Here is an 18120-nt window from a genome sequence, read left to right as displayed (position 1 = left end):
TATCGGTTCAACAGACAGCACACATTGGCAACAGCAAAAATAAAAAAGGACACCGTTTTCACGATGTCCTTTTCTGGTGGAGCTGAGGGGATTCGAACCCCTGACCTTCTGAATGCCATTCAGACGCGCTCCCAACTGCGCCACAGCCCCGAACAGCTCAGCTAGTGTACAGAGGGTTCCCGAATCTGTCAACGGGGGCCGGGCAAAGAAGTGGGCGCCTCGTTTGCCCCCTCGCCTGAGGGCCGCGCTCGCCCTGGGCAGCGCTACTGCGGCGGCCTCAGCCTCTTGCCCGAATCTCCTCCAGCGTGTCGCGCACCAGCAACTCGCCGTCCCGGTAGACCACCCGCATCAGCGAGCCGGGGAACTCGGTGTCGAAGGTGCGGTAAGCCTTCGTGACCATCCGCCCGTTTTCCTCGACCAAATCGAGCACGCCGTCCTTGCTGCGCTTGCCGGGGTCGGTCACGGGGTCTTTGTAGATGCCCCGGTACGCGCCGTCGATCAGGCCCGCGCTCGCTTTGTACGCGAAGCGTTGGGTGTCGCGGTCCACCTTTTGCAGCAGCGCCCCGCCCATGCCGAAGGTGACGTTTTCGGCGGAAAAGCCGTCCACGTTCAGGTTCTGCAGAATCTGGCGGATGGTCTGTTCGTCGATGCCGTCGCCCTGAATCACCCGGACGTGCCGGAGCACCTTGAAGCCCTTGCTGTTCAGGGTGGTGCCGTACTTGGCAGCGAGCGCGTTCACCGCCATGCGGACCATCGCGGGGGGGTCGCCACTGTCGGGCCGCACGACCAGTGTGGCGCCGCTCTCCTCGACTTCCTGGCGCAGCGTTTCGCCCCAGTGGACGTTGATGGCGTACTTCAGGTCGTAACTGTCGGACACGACGGCAAAAATCCCGCCCGGTCTGCCGAAGTTGCGGACCATGTTGCGGTAGGCGTCCACCTCATGCTCCTTGCCCCAGCTGGTGATGGTGGAGTGCTCGGCGGCAGGGATGGAAAAGCCCGCCAGTTCGGCGCCGTAGTGGTTGCGGCCCACCCGCAGGGCCTCCAGCGTGTCGCTGCCCTGAAAGTTGACGAGGTGCGCCAGCCCCCCGATGCCCGCGCTTTCGCGGCTGCTCACGCCGCGTGAGCCGAAGTCGTGGAGCTTGAAGGGCAACTCCTCGGCGGCGTGGTCGGAGGTGTCTTCGAGCGCCTGCCGGATAATTTCGCGGATGTGCCAGCTCTGGGTGCAGACGGTGGTGGGGTACCACACCCGCATCAGCATCGTCTCGAACCAGCCGGGCAGCCAGGGCAGCTCGGGGTCGGTGTTGGTGCAGCTCATCAGGACGTTGTGGATGGGAACCAGCGTGCCTTCGGGCACCGCGCGGAGTTCCAGGGGGAGCTTGCCGCCGTGAACGTCCACCACGCGCAGCCAGCCTTCATACGGAAACGGCTCGCCGTGCGCCTCGATGACGGCGCGGGCTTCGTCCACGTCCTCGCGGGTAATGCGGCGGGTCAGGTAGCGGTCGAGGATGTACTGCAACCCGAAAAAGCGCGTGACCGGATAGCGCCCCCCGCGCGATTCGAGGTAGGAAAACAGCCGGGTGGTGCCGGGCGGGTACTGGAGAAAGTGGCTCGACTTGTACGAGTCGGTGTCCAGAATCAGGTTGAAGTCCGAAAGCGGGGTGGTCATGGGCAGTCCTCCAGCGAAGGCGGCAGGGGGCAGAACGTCACCAGGGCGAAGCGCTCGGCGGCACGGGGCGCGACTCGCCCACGCGGACATCCTCGGCGGGCATCGCTTCTCCGAAGTGCATGTATTTGCGGGCCAGTTCGGGAGCGCCGCGCCCGTGCAGCACGCGAATCACGGGCCGCGCCTGGGGGTTGCCGATTTCGACCACCGCCAGCCGCCCGGTTTCGTAGGCGCCGAGGTCCACGTACACGTGCCGCCCCAGTCGGGTGGGCTGCCGGACCGGGGTGTGGCCGTGCAGGCTGTAGACCACGCCGCCCGGCAGCGGGAACGGTCCCTCGAAGGGCCGCAGCCACAGCGCCGCCGACAGCGGGTTGGGGTGCGTCTGGTGCGCGACTGGGGGCGCGGCGTGCGACACCAGCACGCTGGGGCGGTCCTCGCCGGGGGCCTCGTCGTGAATCTCGCCGTCGGCGGTCACGTACACCACCCGTTTCAGGTCGGGCAGGTGCAGATACTCGTCGAGGAGGGCAGGGAACTGCTCGAGCGTCAGTCCGCCGAGTTCCTTGCGCACCGTGTCGCCCCCGGCCCGCATCCACCACTGGTAGCCCTCCATCGCCCGGCGGTAGTCGCCCATGTCGTGGGTGCCGAGGTAATCGCGGTACCAGCGCGGGCCTTCCTGCGCCATGCGTTCGTGGTTGCCCATCAGCAGCGTGGCGCGGCCCGCCGCACGCAGTTCGAGCAGCAGCGCGACCGTCGGCATGCTGCGCGGCCCCCGGTCGATGGCGTCGCCCAGGCTCAGGAAGTGGGCGTTAGGGTACTCATCCACCACCGCCCGCAGCAGGTCCACCCGCCCGTGCAGGTCGGGAATCACGACGACCTGCCTCACGGCGCGTCCTCCGGGGCGTCGGCAAAGTCGAGGAGCGTCTGCTTGCTGCGTTCGCGCATCAGGCGGGGCGCGTCGGGGTCGGGGGTCAGGGTGAGCTGGGCGCCTGTGCGGGACACGCGGTAGCCCTGGCCATCGGCGGCGGCGGGCAGCCACTCGGCGGGCAGTTGAAAGGTGCGGCCCTGGTCGTCTTCCACGTCGGCCAGTCCAGCGTCCTCGTCGAGAATGTCTATCACCAACAGCGTGTCGGCGGAGTCTTGCGTCATGCGGGTCAGTGTAGACCAGCGCAGCTTCTCAGCGCCGCAGGGCCAGCGCCGCCCGCGCTTCTTCCACCTCGTTCCAGGGCAGCGTCTCGTCGGCGCGTTCCAGCGTGTCTTCCGGTCCCTTACCCGCCAGCAGCACGGTGTCGCCCGGCTGCGCGTGCGTGACGGCGTGCCGGATGGCCTGCCTCCGGTCCCCGATGCTCAGGAAGTTGGTGCGCCCCGCTTCGCCCGCGCCGCGCTCCATCTCGTTCAGGATGTCGGCCAGCGGGGTGTCGCGGCAGTCTTCCTCGGTAAAAATCGCGTGGTCGGCCAGCCGCGTCGCCACCTCGCCCAGCGGCGCGCGCTTGGACGGGTCACGCGGGCCGCCCGCCGAGCCGATGACCACCCACAGCCGCCCGGCGGTGGTCGCCCGCAGCGTGCCGAGGGCCTTTTCCAGACTCGGCGGCGTGTGCGCGAAATCCACGACGACGCGGGGGCCGTCCCCCTTCCCGGAGGCCGATTCACCCGGCACCCGTTCGCCCGGCACCCGTTCGCCCGGCACCAGTTCCATGCGGCCCGGCACGCCCCGGAAAGAAGCGAGGCCCGCCTGAAGCTGCGGCGGCGTCGCCCCGAGGTGATGGGCCGCCGCCATGCCCGCCAGCGCGTTGGCGACGTTGAAGCGGCCAATCATCGGCAGCGCGGCGCTGAACTCGCCCGCCGGGGACACCACCCGGAAATGCAGCCCGCTGTGGCGCTCCTCGATGTCCTGCGCCCGCCAGTCGGCGTGCTGGTTCTCGGCGGAGTAGGTCGTTTCGCCCGGCGCGACGCCCCGCAGCTGCGCGGTCCAGGGGTCGTCCACGTTCAGCACGGCAAATCTGGCACGCTCGACCAGTTTGCGCTTGTCGGCGAAGTAGTGTTCCAGCGTGCCGTGAAAATCGAGGTGCTCGCTCGACAGGTGTGTCCAGACCGCCACGTCCCAGTCCACGCCGCGCACCCGGTCCAGCGCCAGCGCGTGGCTGCTCGCTTCCAGCACCGCCGCCTGCCCGCCCACCGCGACCATCTCGCCCAGCGTCGCCTGCACCTGCGGCGCTTCGGGTGTGGTGAAGTGCGCGGGAAAATGCCGCAGCTCGCCATCCGGCAGTTCATAGCCGACGGTGGAAAGCAGGCCGGTCTGGAGGCCCGCCGAGCGCAGCAGGTGCCGGGTCATCCAGCTGGTGGTGGTCTTGCCGTCGGTGCCGGTCACGCCGACCACCTTCAGGCGGCGGCTGGGGTGCCCGGCGAGGGCCGCCGCCGCGTCGGCCAGCGCGGCGCGGGCGCTGGGCACCGTCAGGTACGGCAGCGGCGCGGTCTGCCCGTCTGCCAGTCCTTCGCCCAGCACGGCCACCGCACCCGCCGCCTGTGCCTGGGCCATGAAGCTGTGGCCGTCGAACTTCGCCCCCCGAATCGCCACGAACACGGAGCCGGGCTGCACCCACGCGGCGTTGTGGGTCACGCCCGTCACCTCGGCGTCGGTGTGCAGGTCGGGGACGGGCAACTGAAGTTCGGCGGCGAGGTCATGGAGGCGCATAGGGGAGAGGGTAGAGGGTGGCGGGGAGAGGGTAAAGGGTGAAGGGTACAGGGGAGAGGGTGGAGGGGCGGTCCCCCGCTCAGCGCAGCAGCGGCAGCCCGTAGCCGTGCGCCTGCACCCGCCCGCACACCCACTCGAAGGCCTGCGGGTCGTGGACGAAATCCAGCCGGTCCCCGTCCACCCGCACCACCGGGCACAGGTCGAAGGCGGCAATCCACTCGGCGTACAGGCGGTTCAGGCCCGCCAGATACTCGTCGGGAATGCTCTGCTCGTAGTCGCGCCCGCGCAGGGCGATGCGGGACTTGAGGGTGGGCAGCCCGGCCTCGATGTGAATCAGCAGGTCCGGCACGCGCAGCGCGGGCAGCACGCCCTGATACAGGCCCCGGTAGGTCTGCCAGTCGCGCTCCTGCATCTGGCCCGATTCGTAGAGGTTGCGGGCGAAAATGCCGGCGTCCTCGAACACCGTGCGGTCCTGAATCACGTACCGCGCCCCCGTGACCGTGCCGAGGTGCTGTTCCAGCCGCCGCGACAGAAAGTACACCTGCGAGTGAAAGGAGTACTGCCGCATGTCGCGGTAAAAGTCCTCCAGATACGGGTTTTCCGCGTACGGCTCGTACACCGGGCGCAGGCCGTAACGCTCCGAGAGCATCCGCGTCAGGGTGCTTTTGCCGCTGCCGATGTTGCCGGACACCGCCACGTACATCAGGGCTTCCTGGTAGGCGCAGCCGCCAGCGCCGCGTCGATCTGGGCAAAAATCGCCCTTTCGTCGGCCTCGTTCGTCACGAAGTCGTACCCTTCGGCCTCGATGATGAGGTGCGGGTGGGCGTAGGTGCGGAAATAGTCGTCGTAGCGGGCGGTCAGCTCGGCGAGGTACTCGGGCTTCATCTCCTGCTCGTAGGGCCGCCCCCGCTTGGCGATGCGGCGCAGCAGCTCGGGCGTGTCGGCCCGCAGGTACACCACCAGGTCGGGCGTGGGCAGCCGGGGCGAGAGGTGGCGGTAGAGGTCCTGATACAGGTCGAATTCGGCGTCGCGCAGGTTCATCGCCGCGAAGATGAAGTCCTTGTCGAACAGGTAGTCGCTGACCACCTCCGGGCGGTACAGCCCCGGCTGCCACAGGTGCGAGAGCTGCTTGAAGCGCGAGAGCAGAAAAAACGCCTGCACCTGAAACCCGAACATTCCCGGCTGCTTGTAGAAGTCGGCCAGAAAAGGATTTTCCTCCACGACTTCCAGATTCAGTTCGGCGCCCGTGCGCCGCGCCAGCCGCTGCGCGAGGCTCGTTTTGCCCACTCCGATAGGCCCTTCCACGACGACATACATCGGGGTCAAGTGTAGAGGGTGGAGGGTGGGGAGCTGTCCCCCTCTCCCCTCCCCTTATACGGATTCCGCTTAATTCCTGCACAGTCGGGAAAGCGCCGCCTGTGCATCCATATCGCAGAATCCGTATTTTTTCCTACTCGCATCCGCTCGGATTGAATCTGAAACTACCAGATTCAATCGGAATCCGTATTACTCCACCGTGCGCTTGAGCAGCGTCACCGGAACCTTGACCTGCTGGCGGTCGCGCCACAGGGTGAGGGTGACGGTCTCACCGGGGCGCTTGGCGGCCACCAGCCGGGTCACGTCGAAGGAGTTGCGCACGCCCTGACCGTCCACCGCCACGATCACGTCGCCCAGCGGCGCGAGGAGCTGTCCCCTGGCGTTGCGCAGCGAGCCGCGCAGGTCGGCGACGGCGGCGGCGCTTCCGGCAGCCACCTCGTCCACCAGGGCGCCCTCGGCGCTGGTCAGGCCCGCAAATTCGCGCAGCGCGGGGTCGAGGGTATCGAGGTCCACCAGGGTGGCGCCCAGGGTGCCGCGCTGCGGGGCGCCGGTCTTTTCCAGGTCGTCCACGCTCTGCGCCACCAGGTCGCCCGGCAGGGCCAGCCCGATCAGCCCCGCCACCGCCAGGTTCGGTGCGGCGTTGGCCGCCGCCACCCCGACCACCGCGCCGCGCGAGTCGAGCACCGGGCCGCCGGAGTTGCCCTGCTGAATGCTGGCGGTGGTGGCGAGGTACTGCCCGACCTCCTGGGCGATGGTGTCGGTGCGCGGCACGTCACGGGCGCTGGCGAGGACACTGAAAATCCCCGTGCTCACGAAGTTCGAAAAGCGCAGCGGGGTGCCGATCACCAGCAGTTTCTGCCCCGGCACCAGCCGCGCACTGTCCCCGAAGGCCAGCGTGCCCGGCGCCGTGGCTCCCTGCACCCGCAGCAGCGCGATGTCGATGCCGGGGTCGGTGGCCTCGATGCGGGCGGTGGCCTGCCGACCGTTGGACAGCGTGACCGTGATCGCTTCCTGGTCCTGCACGACGTGGTAGTTGGTCACGATCAGGTCACGTTTGTAAAAGAATCCGGTGCCGACTTCTACCGGGTCGTCGCCGGGTTGCAGGGCTTCCTTGCGCAGCCGCACGTCGATGCGCACCACGGCGGGCAGCGCCGCCTGCACCACCTCCACGGTGTTGATCTCGTCGGGCGTGACGAGTGCCTGCTGCGCCGAGACGCGCCCGGCCAGATACGCGCCCGCCGCCGCGCCGAGCAGCAACAGGGTCAGGGCGGCGGCGCGAAGGGGCTTCACTCGCCGCCGCCGCCTTCGCCGCCCGACTTCCCGGCCGGGCGCGAGTCGGTCACGTAAAAGCCGCTGCCCTTGAAGGCGATGGCGGGCCGCGCCAGCACGCGCTTGACCGCCGCGCCGGTCTCGGGGTGAACGGTGTAGGGTTCGTCGCGCATGCTCTGCACGAGTTCGTAGATTTCGCCGGTGTTCAGGTCTTTGTAGAGGTAAGTGGGCATCAGAGGGGTCCTTCGGTGCGGGGCGGCGCTTGCCGCGCGGGTGCCCCGGCAAAACAGAGGTGGGGATCAGCAAAGCCCGTCCCGCACGGGAGCGGGGCCGCCGTCATCCTAGCAGGACACTGACGGGTGCGGCCCTGAGCAACATGCACACCCTGCTCACCTGCCTTTCCTGCTCATCTGTCCGACAGGTGCTATCCTGCCTGCCGAACCCCTATCCCGCTGGCGGGGTTCACCCTCTTCGGGCAGCGCAAGGCCCCGGTTCCGTGCCGGGGAGACGAGGTGGAGGTCAGCGACAGTTCTGCGGATGCCTCCAGGCCCAGGTGACCGGGCCTACCCGGCGCCCCCCTGCACCGCGCAGGCGAGGCGCAAGCCAGGCGATAACCCCCGCAGCGATGCGGACATAAGGCCGGGCAAATCACCCCAACATCACCAGGCGGAAGCCGTGCGTGGCGAAGCCCCCCCAGACGTTCCTGGCCCTTTTTGCACCTGTTCGGCCAGGAACCGAGGGCACTTCGTGGTCTGACCCGCGCACGCCAAAAAGGAGCTTTTATGTGCGGAATCGTCGGTTATATCGGCAGTCGGGCAGCGCAGGACGTGCTGCTGAGTGGTCTTTCCAAGCTCGAATACCGTGGCTACGACAGCGCGGGCGTGGCCGTGGGCGACGGAGCCTGCATCAACGTCCGCAAGAAGGCGGGCAAGCTCGCCAACCTCGCCGGTGATCTGGAAGCGGCGCCCCTGGGCGGCACCTTCGGCATCGGGCACACCCGCTGGGCCACCCACGGCCTGCCCAACGACACGAACAGCCATCCCCACACCACCGAAGACGGCAAGATCGTGCTCGTTCACAACGGCATCATCGAGAACTACCTGACGCTCAAGGAAGGGCTGCTCTCACGGGGTCACACCTTCAAGAGCGACACCGACAGCGAGGTGGTCGCCCACCTGATCGAGGAAGCCTACGCGGGTAACCTGGAAGAGGCCGTCCGCGCCGCTCTGGCGCAGGTGCGCGGGGCCTACGCGCTGGTCGTGACGCACGTGGACCACCGCGAAATCGTGGCCGCCCGCACCGTGTCCCCGCTGGTGATGGGCGTGGGCGAGGGCGAAATGTTCCTGGCGTCCGACGTGCCCGCGCTGCTCGCCTACACCCGCCGCATGGTGTTCCTGATGGACGGCGACATGGTGATTCTCAGCGACGACGGCTACCGCATCACCGACCTGCAGGGCAACCTCGTGCAGCGCGACGTGGACCTGATCGAGTGGGACGCCGAGGCCGCCGAAAAGGGCGGGTACGACACCTACATGCTCAAGGAAATCTACGAGCAGCCCCAGGCACTGACCAACACCCTGCTGGGCCGCTTGCGCGACGAAAAGGGTGAGGTGGACCTCGACATCGACCTCGACCCCCGCTCCTTCAAGCGCATCAGCATCGTGGCCTGCGGCACCGCCTACTACGCGGGGCTGGTCGGGGAGTACCTGATCGAACAACTCGCCCGCATTCCCGTCGAGGTGGACGTGGCGAGCGAGTACCGCTACCGCAACCCGCTGGTGGGCGAAAACACCCTGGCGATTGCGGTCAGCCAGTCGGGGGAAACCATCGACACCCTCGAAGCCATGCGCGAAGCCAAGAAAGGCGGAGCGCAGACCCTGGGTGTCATCAACGCCAAGGGCAGCTCCATGACCCGCGAACTCGACAGCACGCTCTACATCCACGCCGGGCCGGAAATCGGCGTGGCGAGCACCAAGGCGTATACCAGCATGGTGAGTGCTTTCCTGATGCTGGCGCTGTGGCTGGGCCGCACACGCGGCACGCTGAGCGACAAGGAAGGCGCCGAGCTGCTGCACGCCGCCCGCGAACTGCCCCGTCTGGTCGAGGAAGCCCTGAAACCCGAGCGGGTCGCCCGCATCAAGGAAGTCGCCGAGAAGTACGCCCACGCCAGCGACTACCTGTTCCTGGGGCGCGGCGTGAACAGCCCCACCGCTTTCGAGGGCGCGCTGAAGCTCAAGGAAATCAGCTATATCCACGCCGAAGCCTACGCAGCGGGCGAAATGAAGCACGGCCCCATCGCCCTGATCGACGAGAAGCTGCCGGTGGCCGTGATCGCCACCGAGTCCCGCCTGCTCGAAAAGACCATCAGCAACGTGCAGGAAGTGCGTGCCCGCGCGGGCAAGGTCATCCTGTTCCTCAGCGACGGCGACGAGGAGAACGCGCAGCACGGCGACGACGTGGTGTACCTGCCCCGCGCCCACGAAATGGTCAGCCCGGTCGTCAATGCCGTCGCCATGCAGCTGCTGGCCTACTTCACGGCAAGCGCCCTGGGCAAGGACGTGGACAAGCCCCGCAACCTCGCCAAATCGGTGACGGTGGAATAAAGCACACAAAGCTGTCGGGTCATCGCACACGCTGCCTGACGGTCAGCTCAGGGGCGCCGGAATCTCCTGCGGGAGACGGCGCCCCTGCCCTTGTTCCGGCCAGCTTCGGCAGTGTCACTGGCCCACGTGTCGGCGGCTCTAAAGATTCCCTGGCGGCGGCGCCTGGGGACGCGCTCTAGAGCATTTGACAAAAAGACGCAACGTCTTTTTGGCGAGCGGACTGGGACAGCTCGCAGAGAGCGAGTGCAAAACACTGAGCAGGGCGGAGAATGGAGTGATGCGGGGTGCCGTTCCGCGCATCACGTAATTCGGAGAACTGCTCTAGACTGGCCGCATGACCCTCAGTGAGTTGGCCGGAAAACGCGCGCCTCAGTCCCTGCTGACCAATGTTCCCCGTCTGGTCGCGCACTACTACGAGACGCGCCCTGACCCGGCAAACCCCGCCCAGCAGGTCGCCTTCGGCACCAGCGGGCACCGGGGCAGCAGTCTGGGCGGCACCTTCAACGAGGCGCATATTCTGGCGGTCAGTCAGGCGGTGGCCGAGTACCGCGCCGGAGCGGGCATCGGCGGGCCGCTGTTCATGGGGCTGGACACCCACGCGCTGTCCGAAGCCGCTTGGTCCACCGCGCTGCGGGTGCTGGTGGCGAACGGGGTCCGAGTTCACGTCCAGCCCGGATTCTTTACCCCCACACCTCTGGTCAGCCACGCGATTCTGGAACACAACCGCGCCCAGCAGGGAGGCACGGCGGACGGTATCGTCATCACCCCCAGCCACAACCCCCCGCAGGACGGCGGCTTCAAGTACAACCCCCCCTCGGGCGGCCCCGCCGACACCGACGTGACCGCGCAGATTCAGGCCCGTGCCAACGAGTTGCTGCGTGACGGCTTGCGCGGCGTCAAGCAGGTGACGCTGGCCGACGCTCTCGCCGCCGCCACGCCTTTCGACTTCGTCACGCCCTACGTGGAACAGTTGCCGCAGGTGGTGGACCTGGACATCATCCGGAGCAGCGGTGTTCGCATCGGGGTAGACCCGCTGGGCGGCTCCAGCCTGCCGGTCTGGGAAGCAGTGGAGGCCCGCTACGGCCTGGGCCTGACCATCGTGAACCGCGAAATCGACCCGCGCTTCGCCTTCATGCCGGTGGACCGGGACGGCAAGATTCGCATGGACTGCTCCAGCCCCTACGCGATGGCGGGCCTGCTGGAAATGAAGGGCGACTTCGACGTCGCCATCGGCAACGACCCCGACGCCGACCGCCACGGCATCGTCACCCCCGACGGCCTGCTCAATCCCAACCACTACCTCGCGGTCATGATCGAGTACCTGTTTCAGCACCGCCCCGGCTGGAACGCGGAGGCGGGCGTCGGCAAGACCCTCGTCAGCAGCGCCATCATTGACCGGGTGGCGGCGGGTCTGGGGCGGCGACTGGTGGAGGTGCCGGTGGGCTTCAAGTACTTCGTGGACGGCCTGCTCTCCGGCGACCTCGGCTTCGGCGGCGAGGAGTCGGCGGGCGCGAGCTTCCTGCGGATGGACGGGCGCCCCTGGAGCACCGACAAGGACGGCCTGATTCCCGGCCTGCTCGCCGCCGAGATGACGGCCCGCACCGGCAAGACGCCCTCCGAGCGCCTGCGCGACCTCACCGCCTGCCACGGCGAAACCGCCTACAGCCGGGTGGACGCGCCCGCCAACGCCGAGCAGAAGAAGGTGCTCTCCAACCTCTCGCCCGAGCAGGTCACGGCGACCACGCTGGCGGGCGACCCCATCACGGCCAAGCTGACCCGCGCTCCGGGCAACGGCGCGGCCATCGGCGGTCTCAAGGTCACCACCGAGTACGCCTGGTTCGCCGCCCGGCCCAGCGGCACCGAGGACGTGTACAAAATTTACGGTGAGAGCTTCCGGGGCGAGGAACATCTGGCGCAGGTGTTCGAGGAAGCCCGCGACGTGGTGTCGGCGGCGCTGTCAGGCGGCTGAGAGGCTCTCCTCTTTTCCTCCTGCCTTCCCTGTGCGCCCCTTGTAACTCTTGCCTGCCATCGCCTATCATGGCAAGGTTGGAAAGCGTGCCCTGAGAAGGGGTTGAATCAGGGACGCTTCTCGGCATGGACCACGCGAGCGCTTCAGGCCGCGGGTGATCACCTCACGAAAAGGGCGTGTCCAAGCTGCCGCGCCATTTTCAGTCCGTCAACCCGGTGCTGCTCCCCCCGTGTGGGCAGCCTTCTTCTGAAGCCCCGACCACCGGCGCGCTTCAAATCAACGAAACAGGAGTGATGTTTTGCCTACCACCCAGCAACTTCTGCGCAAGGGCCGCAAGGTTCTCCAGAAAAAGAGCAAGGTCCCGGCCCTGAAGGGCAGCCCCTTCCGCCGTGGCGTGTGCACCGTCGTGAAGACCACCACCCCCAAGAAGCCCAACTCGGCGCTTCGTAAGATCGCCCGTGTGCGCCTGTCCAGCGGCTTTGAAGTCACCGCGTACATCCCCGGCGAAGGCCACAACCTGCAGGAACACAGCGTCGTGCTCATTCGCGGCGGCCGTGTGAAGGACCTTCCCGGTGTGCGTTACCACATCGTGCGCGGTTCCTTGGACACCCAGGGCGTCAAGGACCGCAACAAGAGCCGCAGCAAGTACGGCACCAAGAAGCCCAAAGCGGGCGCCGCTGCCGCCAAGAAGTAAGGTCACAGCCCTGCACGCACCTCCCACGCTGTGAAGTCCAGCGAGAGGTGACGCCGATGAAGCAGGCTGTCTGAAACCGCATACCCGTGCCCCCGAAGGGGCCGAGACTCAAGGAGCAAGAACATGGCACGTCGCCGCAGAGCAGAAGTGCGCCCCGTTCAGCCCGACCTGGTGTACCAGGACGTGCTGGTGAGCGCGATGATCAACCGCATCATGCGTGATGGCAAGAAGAACCTCGCCAGCCGCATTTTCTACGGAGCCTGCCGTCTGGTGCAGGAGCGCACCGGCCAGGAGCCGCTGAAGGTCTTCAAGCAGGCCTACGACAACGTCAAGCCCCGCGTCGAAGTGCGCAGCCGCCGCGTCGGTGGCTCCACCTACCAGGTGCCGGTCGAAGTCGGCGTGCGCCGTCAGCAGAGCCTGACCCTGCGCTGGATGATCACCGCCGTGGACGGTCGCCCCGAGCGCACCGCCATCGAGCGCCTCGCCGGTGAAATCATGGACGCCGCGCAGGGCCGTGGCGGCGCCATCAAGAAGAAAGACGACGTGGAGCGCATGGCGGAAGCCAACCGCGCCTACGCGCACTACCGCTGGTAATTCCAGATTGAGGGACAGGACTTTTCTGTCCCTCGTTCCGGGCGGAGTGAGAAGGAACAGCAGCAGCCCCTTTCGTGAAATGGAACAGCAAACGGCGCATTTTCGATTGCTGAGCAGTGGAACGGAAGGGGCGGTCCAGAGCCGCCGAACGCTGGCTGGCCGAGAACCCTAAGTCTCCCGCTCGCTTCTCTCGGCAAGGAAGATCCATCACGGCCACCTGACAGGGCCGCCGTATTACAGGGAGTCTCATGACCATCACGAAATCGCAGGAGTACCTGACCCACTTCCGCAACATCGGGATTGCCGCGCACATCGACGCCGGCAAGACCACCACCACCGAGCGCATCCTGTTCTTCACGGGCAAGAACCGCAACATCGGTGAAGTGCACGACGGCGCGGCCACCATGGACTGGATGGAGCAGGAGCGCGAGCGCGGTATCACTATCACCGCCGCCGCGACCACCGCCCACTGGAAGCACAGCGGCACCGGTGAGGACTACACCGTCAACATCATCGATACCCCCGGTCACGTGGACTTCACCATCGAAGTGGAACGCTCCATGCGCGTGCTCGACGGCGCGGTGGCCGTGTTCGACTCCAGCCAGGGCGTCGAGCCTCAGTCGGAAACCGTGTGGCGTCAGGCCGACCGTTACGGCGTGCCCCGCATCGCGTTCTCCAACAAGATGGATAAGACCGGTGCGAGCTTCGACCTCGTGGTGAACGACATCCGCGAGCGTCTGGGGGCCATTCCTGCGCCGATCCAGTACCCCATGGGTGCCGAGAACGAGTTCAAGGGCATCATCGACATCGTGCGGATGCAGGCCCACACCTTCACCAACGACCTCGGCACCGAGATCACCGTCTCGGACGTGCCCGCCGAGTACATGGACAAGGTGCAGGAAATGCGCCAGCAGCTCATCGAAGCGGCGGCCGAAGTCGACGAAGACCTGATGATGAAGTTCCTGGAGGGCGAGGAGCCCACCCAGGAAGAACTGATCGCCGCGATCCGCAAGGGCACCATCGCCAAGCAGATCTTCCCCGTGCTGTGCGGCAGCTCCCTGAAGAACAAGGGTGTGCAGCTGCTCCTCGATGCCGTGGTGGACTACCTGCCCAGCCCGCTGGAAGTGCCCGCCATCAAGGGCACCCACGAGGACGGCGAAACCGTCACCGAGTTCCCCGCCGACCCCGAAGGCAAGCTGGCCGCGCTGGCGTTCAAGATCATGGCCGACCCCTACGTGGGCCGCCTGACCTTCGTGCGCATCTACTCGGGCACCCTGGCCTCGGGCAGCTACGTGTACAACGCTTCCAAGGACAAGCGCGAGCGCGTGGGCCGTCTGCTGAAGATGCACGCCAACAGCCGTGAAGAAGTCACCGAGCTGAAGGCGGGCGAACTCGGCGCCGTCATCGGTCTGAAGGACGCGGGCACCGGCAACACCCTGATCAGCGACGGCGACGACCGCGTGCTGCTCGAATCCATCGACATTCCCGAGCCGGTCATCAAGCTCGCCATTGAGCCGAAGACCAAGGCCGACCAGGAAAAGATGGGCATCGGTCTTCAGAAGCTCGCCGAAGAAGACCCCACTTTCAAGGTCGAAACCGACCAGGAAAGCGGTCAGACCACCATCGCGGGCATGGGCGAACTTCACCTGGAAATCCTGGTGGACCGCCTCAAGCGCGAGTACAAGGTCGAAGCGAACGTGGGCGCCCCGCAGGTGGCCTACCGTGAAACCATCACCAAGCAGGTCGAAGTGGACTCCAAGTTCGCCCGTCAGTCGGGTGGTCGCGGTCAGTACGGTCACGTCAAACTGCGCGTCGAGCCGCTGGAACCCGGTGCGGGCTTCATCTTCGAAAACGCCGTGGTCGGCGGCACCGTGCCCAAGGAGTACATCGGGCCGGCCCAGAAGGGTGTCGAAGAAGCCATGCAGAGCGGCCCCATGCTCGGCTTCCCGGTGGTGGACATCAAGGTCGTCATCTACGACGGCTCGTACCACGAAGTCGACTCCTCGGAAATGGCCTTCAAGATTGCTGGCAGCATGGGCCTCAAGGAAGCTGTCCAGAAGGGCAGCCCCGCCATCCTCGAACCCGTGATGCGCGTCGAAGTCACCACCCCCGAGGAGTACATGGGCGACGTGATCGGCGACCTGAACAGCCGCCGTGGCCAGATTCAGGGCATGGAAGCGCGCGGAAACGCCCAGATCGTCAAGGCGTTCGTGCCCCTGAGCGAAATGTTCGGCTACGCCACCGACATGCGCTCCAAGACCCAGGGCCGCGCCAGCTACTCGATGTTCTTCGATCACTACACCCAGGTGCCCACCAACCTGGCGCAGCAACTGATGAAGAAGTAAGACCCACCGGTCTGGAGAAAGCTCACCTCTCGGGGTGGGCTTTTTCTGTTGTGCCTCAGAGCGCAGCGCCGTCGGGGGCGGTCCTGTTAACCTGCGGGCCATGACTCTGCCTCCTTCTCCTGCCCAACAGAGCCAGGCGCCCGCCGGACCACCTCCCCGTCGCCTGAGTTTCCTGACCCTGCCGCTGATGATCGGCCTGATCTACAACGCGATCTCTCTGCTGACCATTCCTTTTTCCGGGCCCACGCTCAACGACCTGCTGGCGGAATACGGCAAAGCGTCGGGGCAGCCGGTGCCCACGCTCTCGTCTGAACTGGTTCAGTCCGCGCTCTGGATCTCGTTTTTCCTGACGGCTGCGCTCATCCTGTGGCTGTACTTCACCCGCCGGGCCGTTCTGGAAGGTAAGAATGCGGGGCGCGTGTCCAGCATCGTGATCGCGGTGCTGAGCCTGCTGCTGTTTCCTGTGGGAACGGTTCTCGGGATTTTTATGCTCGTCGGGGCGTTTGACCGTGAGGTGACGGCGTACCTGCGCCGCTGAAGAGGCGCGGTCAGGTGGCAAGGGACAAGGGAGAAGGGGGGAGGGACCGTTGGACCTCCCCTCTTGCCCTGTCAGAACAGTTGATGTAATCTAAGCAGTCGGTGCGCCGTGGACCCCTGTCCCGGTGCAACGTGCCAGAGAGCAGGCGGGACACCGCCCTGGCGAGAATCAACCCAATGTGGGTCACACCACCAGAACCTCGTGGCATGCGCGGGGGAAGCCCGATCAAAGGGGCGCTTTTGTGTGTGAATCCACCGCTTGGAGGGAGTAAGACAATGGCAAAAGGAACGTTCGAGCGCACCAAGCCCCACGTGAACATCGGCACCATCGGTCACGTCGACCACGGCAAGACCACCCTGACCGCCGCCATCACCTTCACCGCCGCTTCGGCTGACCCCAGCATCGAGACCCTGGCCTACGACCAGATCGACAAGGCCCCCGAAGAAAAGGCCCGCGGCATCACCATCAACACCGCCCACGTCGAGTACCAGACCGAAACCCGTCACTACTCGCACGTCGACTGCCCCGGTCACGCCGACTACGTCAAGAACATGATCACCGGCGCGGCGCAGATGGACGGCGCTATCCTCGTCGTCAGCTCCGCTGACGGCCCCATGCCCCAGACCCGCGAGCACATCCTCCTCGCCCGTCAGGTCGGCGTGCCCTACATCGTCGTCTTCATGAACAAGGTGGACATGGTCGACGACGAAGAACTGCTCGAACTCGTCGAGATGGAAGTGCGCGAGCTGCTGAGCAAGTACGAGTTCCCCGGTGACGACCTCCCCGTCGTCAAGGGCAGTGCGCTCCGCGCCCTCGAAGCCCTGCAGGGCAATCCCAAGATTGCCCGTGGCGCCGACAAGTGGGTCGACTACATCTGGGAACTGCTCGACGCGGTCGACAGCTACATCCCCACCCCCGAGCGCGACACCGACAAGACCTTCCTGATGCCCGTCGAAGACGTGTTCACCATCACCGGTCGTGGCACCGTCGCCACGGGCCGCGTGGAACGCGGCACCGTCAAGGTCCAGGACGAAGTCGAAATCGTCGGCCTGACCGATACCCGCAAGACCACCGTGACCGGGATCGAAATGCACCGCAAGCTGCTCGACTCCGGCATGGCGGGCGACAACGTCGGCGTGCTGCTGCGTGGTGTGGCGCGTGACGACGTGGAACGTGGTCAGGTGCTCGCCAAGCCCGGCAGCATCAAGCCGCACACCAAGTTCGAAGCCAGCGTGTACGTGCTGAGCAAGGACGAAGGTGGCCGTCACAGCGCGTTCTTCGGTGGGTACCGTCCGCAGTTCTACTTCCGCACGACGGACGTGACGGGCGTGGTGGAACTGGCCGAAGGCGTGGAAATGGTGATGCCCGGTGACAACGTGACGTTCACCGTGGAACTGATCAAGCCCATCGCCATGGAAGAAGGCCTGCGCTTCGCCATCCGCGAAGGTGGCCGCACCGTCGGCGCCGGCGTCGTTTCCAAGGTCCTGGAGTAATAAACATGGTTGCCCCGAAGATCCGTATCAAACTGCGTGGTTTCGACCACAAGGCGCTGGACCAGTCCGCGAGCAAGATCGTGGACACCGTCCGGCGCACCGGGGCGGACGTGAGCGGTCCCGTGCCGCTCCCCACCCGCATCCGCCGCTTCACCGTGCTGCGCAGCCCCTTCAAGTACAAGGACAGCCGCGAGCACTTCGAGATTCGCACCCACAACCGTCTGGTGGACATCATGAACCCCACCAAGAAGACCATTGATTCCCTGATGACCCTCGACCTGCCCACCGGCGTCGACATCGAGATCAAGACCGTCGGGGGCCGCGCATGAAGGGCATTCTCGGCACCAAGATCGGCATGACCCAGATCTGGAAGAACGACCGCGCGGTTCCCGTGACCGTCGTTCTGGCTGGCCCCTGCCCCGTCGTGCAGCGCAAGACCGCGCAGACCGACGGCTACGAAGCCGTGCAGATCGGCTACGCGCCCAAGGCGGAGCGTAAGGTCAACAAGCCCATGCAGGGCCACTTCGCCAGGGCGGGTGTGGCTCCGGTGCGCGTGCTGCGCGAGTTCCGCGATTTTGCTCCCGAAGGCGACAGCGTCAACGTGGACATCTTCGCTGAAGGCGAAAAGATCGACGCGACCGGCACCAGCAAGGGCAAAGGCTTCCAGGGCGTCATGAAGCGCTGGAACTTCGCCGGTGGTCCGGCGAGCCACGGTTCCAAGAAGTGGCACCGCCGCCCCGGTTCGATCGGTCAGCGCAAGACCCCGGGCCGCGTGTACAAGGGCAAGCGCATGGCCGGTCACATGGGGATGGAGCGCGTGACCGTGCAGAACCTCGAAGTCGTCGAAATCCGCGCGGGCGAGAACCTGATTCTCGTCAAGGGCGCGATTCCCGGCGCCAACGGCGGGCTTGTGGTGCTGCGCCAGGCCGCCAAGGGAGGCAGGTAA

General features: G+C 66.3%; 17 protein-coding genes and 1 tRNA gene. 9 read left to right on the top strand and 9 right to left on the bottom strand.

Annotation, left to right across the window (positions count from 1 at the left end; translation table 11 throughout):
- Nucleotides 1–74: 74 nt before the first annotated feature.
- From G6R31_RS10180 to G6R31_RS10140, 9 genes are all read right to left on the bottom strand, one after another.
- Nucleotides 75–150: transfer RNA gene (locus G6R31_RS10180), tRNA-Ala, on the bottom strand.
- A 127-nt stretch (nucleotides 151–277) separates the two neighbouring features.
- Entirely contained in the window at nucleotides 278–1666 is a 1389-nt protein-coding gene (locus G6R31_RS10175) for a nicotinate phosphoribosyltransferase (RefSeq protein WP_017870573.1), read from the bottom strand.
- Nucleotides 1667–1703: 37 nt separating this feature from the next.
- Nucleotides 1704–2546 carry a metallophosphoesterase gene (locus G6R31_RS10170; RefSeq protein WP_017870574.1) on the bottom strand — a complete coding sequence of 281 codons (843 nt, stop codon included), beginning with the start codon at nucleotides 2544–2546 and terminating at the stop codon, nucleotides 1704–1706.
- Nucleotides 2543–2809 carry a hypothetical protein gene (locus G6R31_RS10165; RefSeq protein ID WP_017870575.1) on the bottom strand — a complete coding sequence of 89 codons (267 nt, stop codon included), beginning with the start codon at nucleotides 2807–2809 and terminating at the stop codon, nucleotides 2543–2545. The genes G6R31_RS10170 and G6R31_RS10165 overlap by 4 nt, the downstream gene beginning before the upstream one ends.
- A gap of 28 nt (nucleotides 2810–2837) precedes the next feature.
- Nucleotides 2838–4352, bottom strand: a complete 1515-nt coding sequence (locus G6R31_RS10160; protein WP_017870576.1) for a UDP-N-acetylmuramoyl-L-alanyl-D-glutamate--2,6-diaminopimelate ligase — start codon at nucleotides 4350–4352, stop codon at nucleotides 2838–2840.
- 79 nt (nucleotides 4353–4431) lie between these two features.
- A complete protein-coding gene (locus tag G6R31_RS10155; RefSeq protein ID WP_017870577.1) occupies nucleotides 4432–5055 on the bottom strand; it encodes a deoxynucleoside kinase in 624 nt (207 codons plus the stop codon).
- Nucleotides 5055–5669: a deoxynucleoside kinase gene (locus tag G6R31_RS10150; protein WP_017870578.1), complete on the bottom strand. Its 615-nt coding sequence runs from the start codon at nucleotides 5667–5669 to the stop codon at nucleotides 5055–5057. Before G6R31_RS10150 ends, G6R31_RS10155 begins: the two co-directional genes overlap by 1 nt.
- 189 nt (nucleotides 5670–5858) lie before the next feature.
- Entirely contained in the window at nucleotides 5859–6959 is a 1101-nt protein-coding gene (locus tag G6R31_RS10145) for a S1C family serine protease (protein WP_017870579.1), read from the bottom strand.
- A complete protein-coding gene (locus tag G6R31_RS10140; protein WP_017870580.1) occupies nucleotides 6956–7171 on the bottom strand; it encodes an FmdB family zinc ribbon protein in 216 nt (71 codons plus the stop codon). The genes G6R31_RS10145 and G6R31_RS10140 overlap by 4 nt, the downstream gene beginning before the upstream one ends.
- A gap of 549 nt (nucleotides 7172–7720) precedes the next feature.
- Here G6R31_RS10140 and glmS point away from each other — a divergent pair.
- The 9 genes from glmS (at nucleotide 7721) to rplC (ending at nucleotide 18120) form a co-directional block, all read left to right on the top strand.
- The gene (gene glmS, locus G6R31_RS10135; RefSeq protein WP_017870581.1) at nucleotides 7721–9541 is read left to right on the top strand and encodes a glutamine--fructose-6-phosphate transaminase (isomerizing); all 1821 of its coding nucleotides are present in this window, start codon (nucleotides 7721–7723) and stop codon (nucleotides 9539–9541) included.
- Nucleotides 9542–9875: 334 nt separating this feature from the next.
- Complete coding sequence (pgm, locus tag G6R31_RS10130; RefSeq protein WP_017870582.1) at nucleotides 9876–11510, top strand: phosphoglucomutase (alpha-D-glucose-1,6-bisphosphate-dependent); 1635 nt, start codon at nucleotides 9876–9878, stop codon at nucleotides 11508–11510.
- A 298-nt stretch (nucleotides 11511–11808) separates the two neighbouring features.
- Entirely contained in the window at nucleotides 11809–12204 is a 396-nt protein-coding gene (gene rpsL, locus G6R31_RS10125) for a 30S ribosomal protein S12 (RefSeq protein ID WP_010886950.1), read from the top strand.
- A gap of 123 nt (nucleotides 12205–12327) precedes the next feature.
- Nucleotides 12328–12798 carry a 30S ribosomal protein S7 gene (gene rpsG, locus G6R31_RS10120; RefSeq protein ID WP_017870583.1) on the top strand — a complete coding sequence of 157 codons (471 nt, stop codon included), beginning with the start codon at nucleotides 12328–12330 and terminating at the stop codon, nucleotides 12796–12798.
- A 248-nt stretch (nucleotides 12799–13046) separates the two neighbouring features.
- A complete protein-coding gene (gene fusA / locus G6R31_RS10115) occupies nucleotides 13047–15143 on the top strand; it encodes an elongation factor G (protein WP_017870584.1) in 2097 nt (698 codons plus the stop codon).
- Nucleotides 15144–15243: 100 nt separating this feature from the next.
- A complete protein-coding gene (locus tag G6R31_RS10110; protein WP_025567736.1) occupies nucleotides 15244–15681 on the top strand; it encodes a hypothetical protein in 438 nt (145 codons plus the stop codon).
- Between the two features lie 275 nt (nucleotides 15682–15956).
- Entirely contained in the window at nucleotides 15957–17174 is a 1218-nt protein-coding gene (gene tuf, locus G6R31_RS10105) for an elongation factor Tu (RefSeq protein ID WP_017872078.1), read from the top strand.
- A gap of 5 nt (nucleotides 17175–17179) precedes the next feature.
- A complete protein-coding gene (gene rpsJ / locus G6R31_RS10100; protein ID WP_010886955.1) occupies nucleotides 17180–17503 on the top strand; it encodes a 30S ribosomal protein S10 in 324 nt (107 codons plus the stop codon).
- Nucleotides 17500–18120 (top strand): 50S ribosomal protein L3, encoded by a 621-nt coding sequence (gene rplC, locus G6R31_RS10095; RefSeq protein ID WP_017871871.1) that lies wholly within the window; start codon nucleotides 17500–17502, stop codon nucleotides 18118–18120. The genes rpsJ and rplC overlap by 4 nt, the downstream gene beginning before the upstream one ends.

It is taken from the genome of Deinococcus wulumuqiensis R12 (assembly GCF_011067105.1).
GTDB lineage: Bacteria > Deinococcota > Deinococci > Deinococcales > Deinococcaceae > Deinococcus > Deinococcus wulumuqiensis.
Note: the sequence above shows the minus strand (reverse complement) of the source record. Positions and strands in the feature narration are given on the sequence as shown.

What these genes read in the sequence shown, in the direction of transcription:
- G6R31_RS10175 (WP_017870573.1), bottom strand. Translation starts at nt 1,666, where the DNA reads ATGACCACCCCGCTTTCGGACTTCAACCTGATTCTGGACACCGACTCG.
- G6R31_RS10165 (WP_017870575.1), bottom strand. Translation starts at nt 2,809, where the DNA reads ATGACGCAAGACTCCGCCGACACGCTGTTGGTGATAGACATTCTCGAC.
- G6R31_RS10160 (WP_017870576.1), bottom strand. Translation starts at nt 4,352, where the DNA reads ATGCGCCTCCATGACCTCGCCGCCGAACTTCAGTTGCCCGTCCCCGAC.
- G6R31_RS10155 (WP_017870577.1), bottom strand. Translation starts at nt 5,055, where the DNA reads ATGTACGTGGCGGTGTCCGGCAACATCGGCAGCGGCAAAAGCACCCTG.
- G6R31_RS10150 (WP_017870578.1), bottom strand. Translation starts at nt 5,669, where the DNA reads ATGTATGTCGTCGTGGAAGGGCCTATCGGAGTGGGCAAAACGAGCCTC.
- G6R31_RS10140 (WP_017870580.1), bottom strand. Translation starts at nt 7,171, where the DNA reads ATGCCCACTTACCTCTACAAAGACCTGAACACCGGCGAAATCTACGAA.
- glmS (WP_017870581.1), top strand. Translation starts at nt 7,721, where the DNA reads ATGTGCGGAATCGTCGGTTATATCGGCAGTCGGGCAGCGCAGGACGTG.
- pgm (WP_017870582.1), top strand. Translation starts at nt 9,876, where the DNA reads ATGACCCTCAGTGAGTTGGCCGGAAAACGCGCGCCTCAGTCCCTGCTG.
- rpsG (WP_017870583.1), top strand. Translation starts at nt 12,328, where the DNA reads ATGGCACGTCGCCGCAGAGCAGAAGTGCGCCCCGTTCAGCCCGACCTG.
- fusA (WP_017870584.1), top strand. Translation starts at nt 13,047, where the DNA reads ATGACCATCACGAAATCGCAGGAGTACCTGACCCACTTCCGCAACATC.
- G6R31_RS10110 (WP_025567736.1), top strand. Translation starts at nt 15,244, where the DNA reads ATGACTCTGCCTCCTTCTCCTGCCCAACAGAGCCAGGCGCCCGCCGGA.
- tuf (WP_017872078.1), top strand. Translation starts at nt 15,957, where the DNA reads ATGGCAAAAGGAACGTTCGAGCGCACCAAGCCCCACGTGAACATCGGC.
- rpsJ (WP_010886955.1), top strand. Translation starts at nt 17,180, where the DNA reads ATGGTTGCCCCGAAGATCCGTATCAAACTGCGTGGTTTCGACCACAAG.
- rplC (WP_017871871.1), top strand. Translation starts at nt 17,500, where the DNA reads ATGAAGGGCATTCTCGGCACCAAGATCGGCATGACCCAGATCTGGAAG.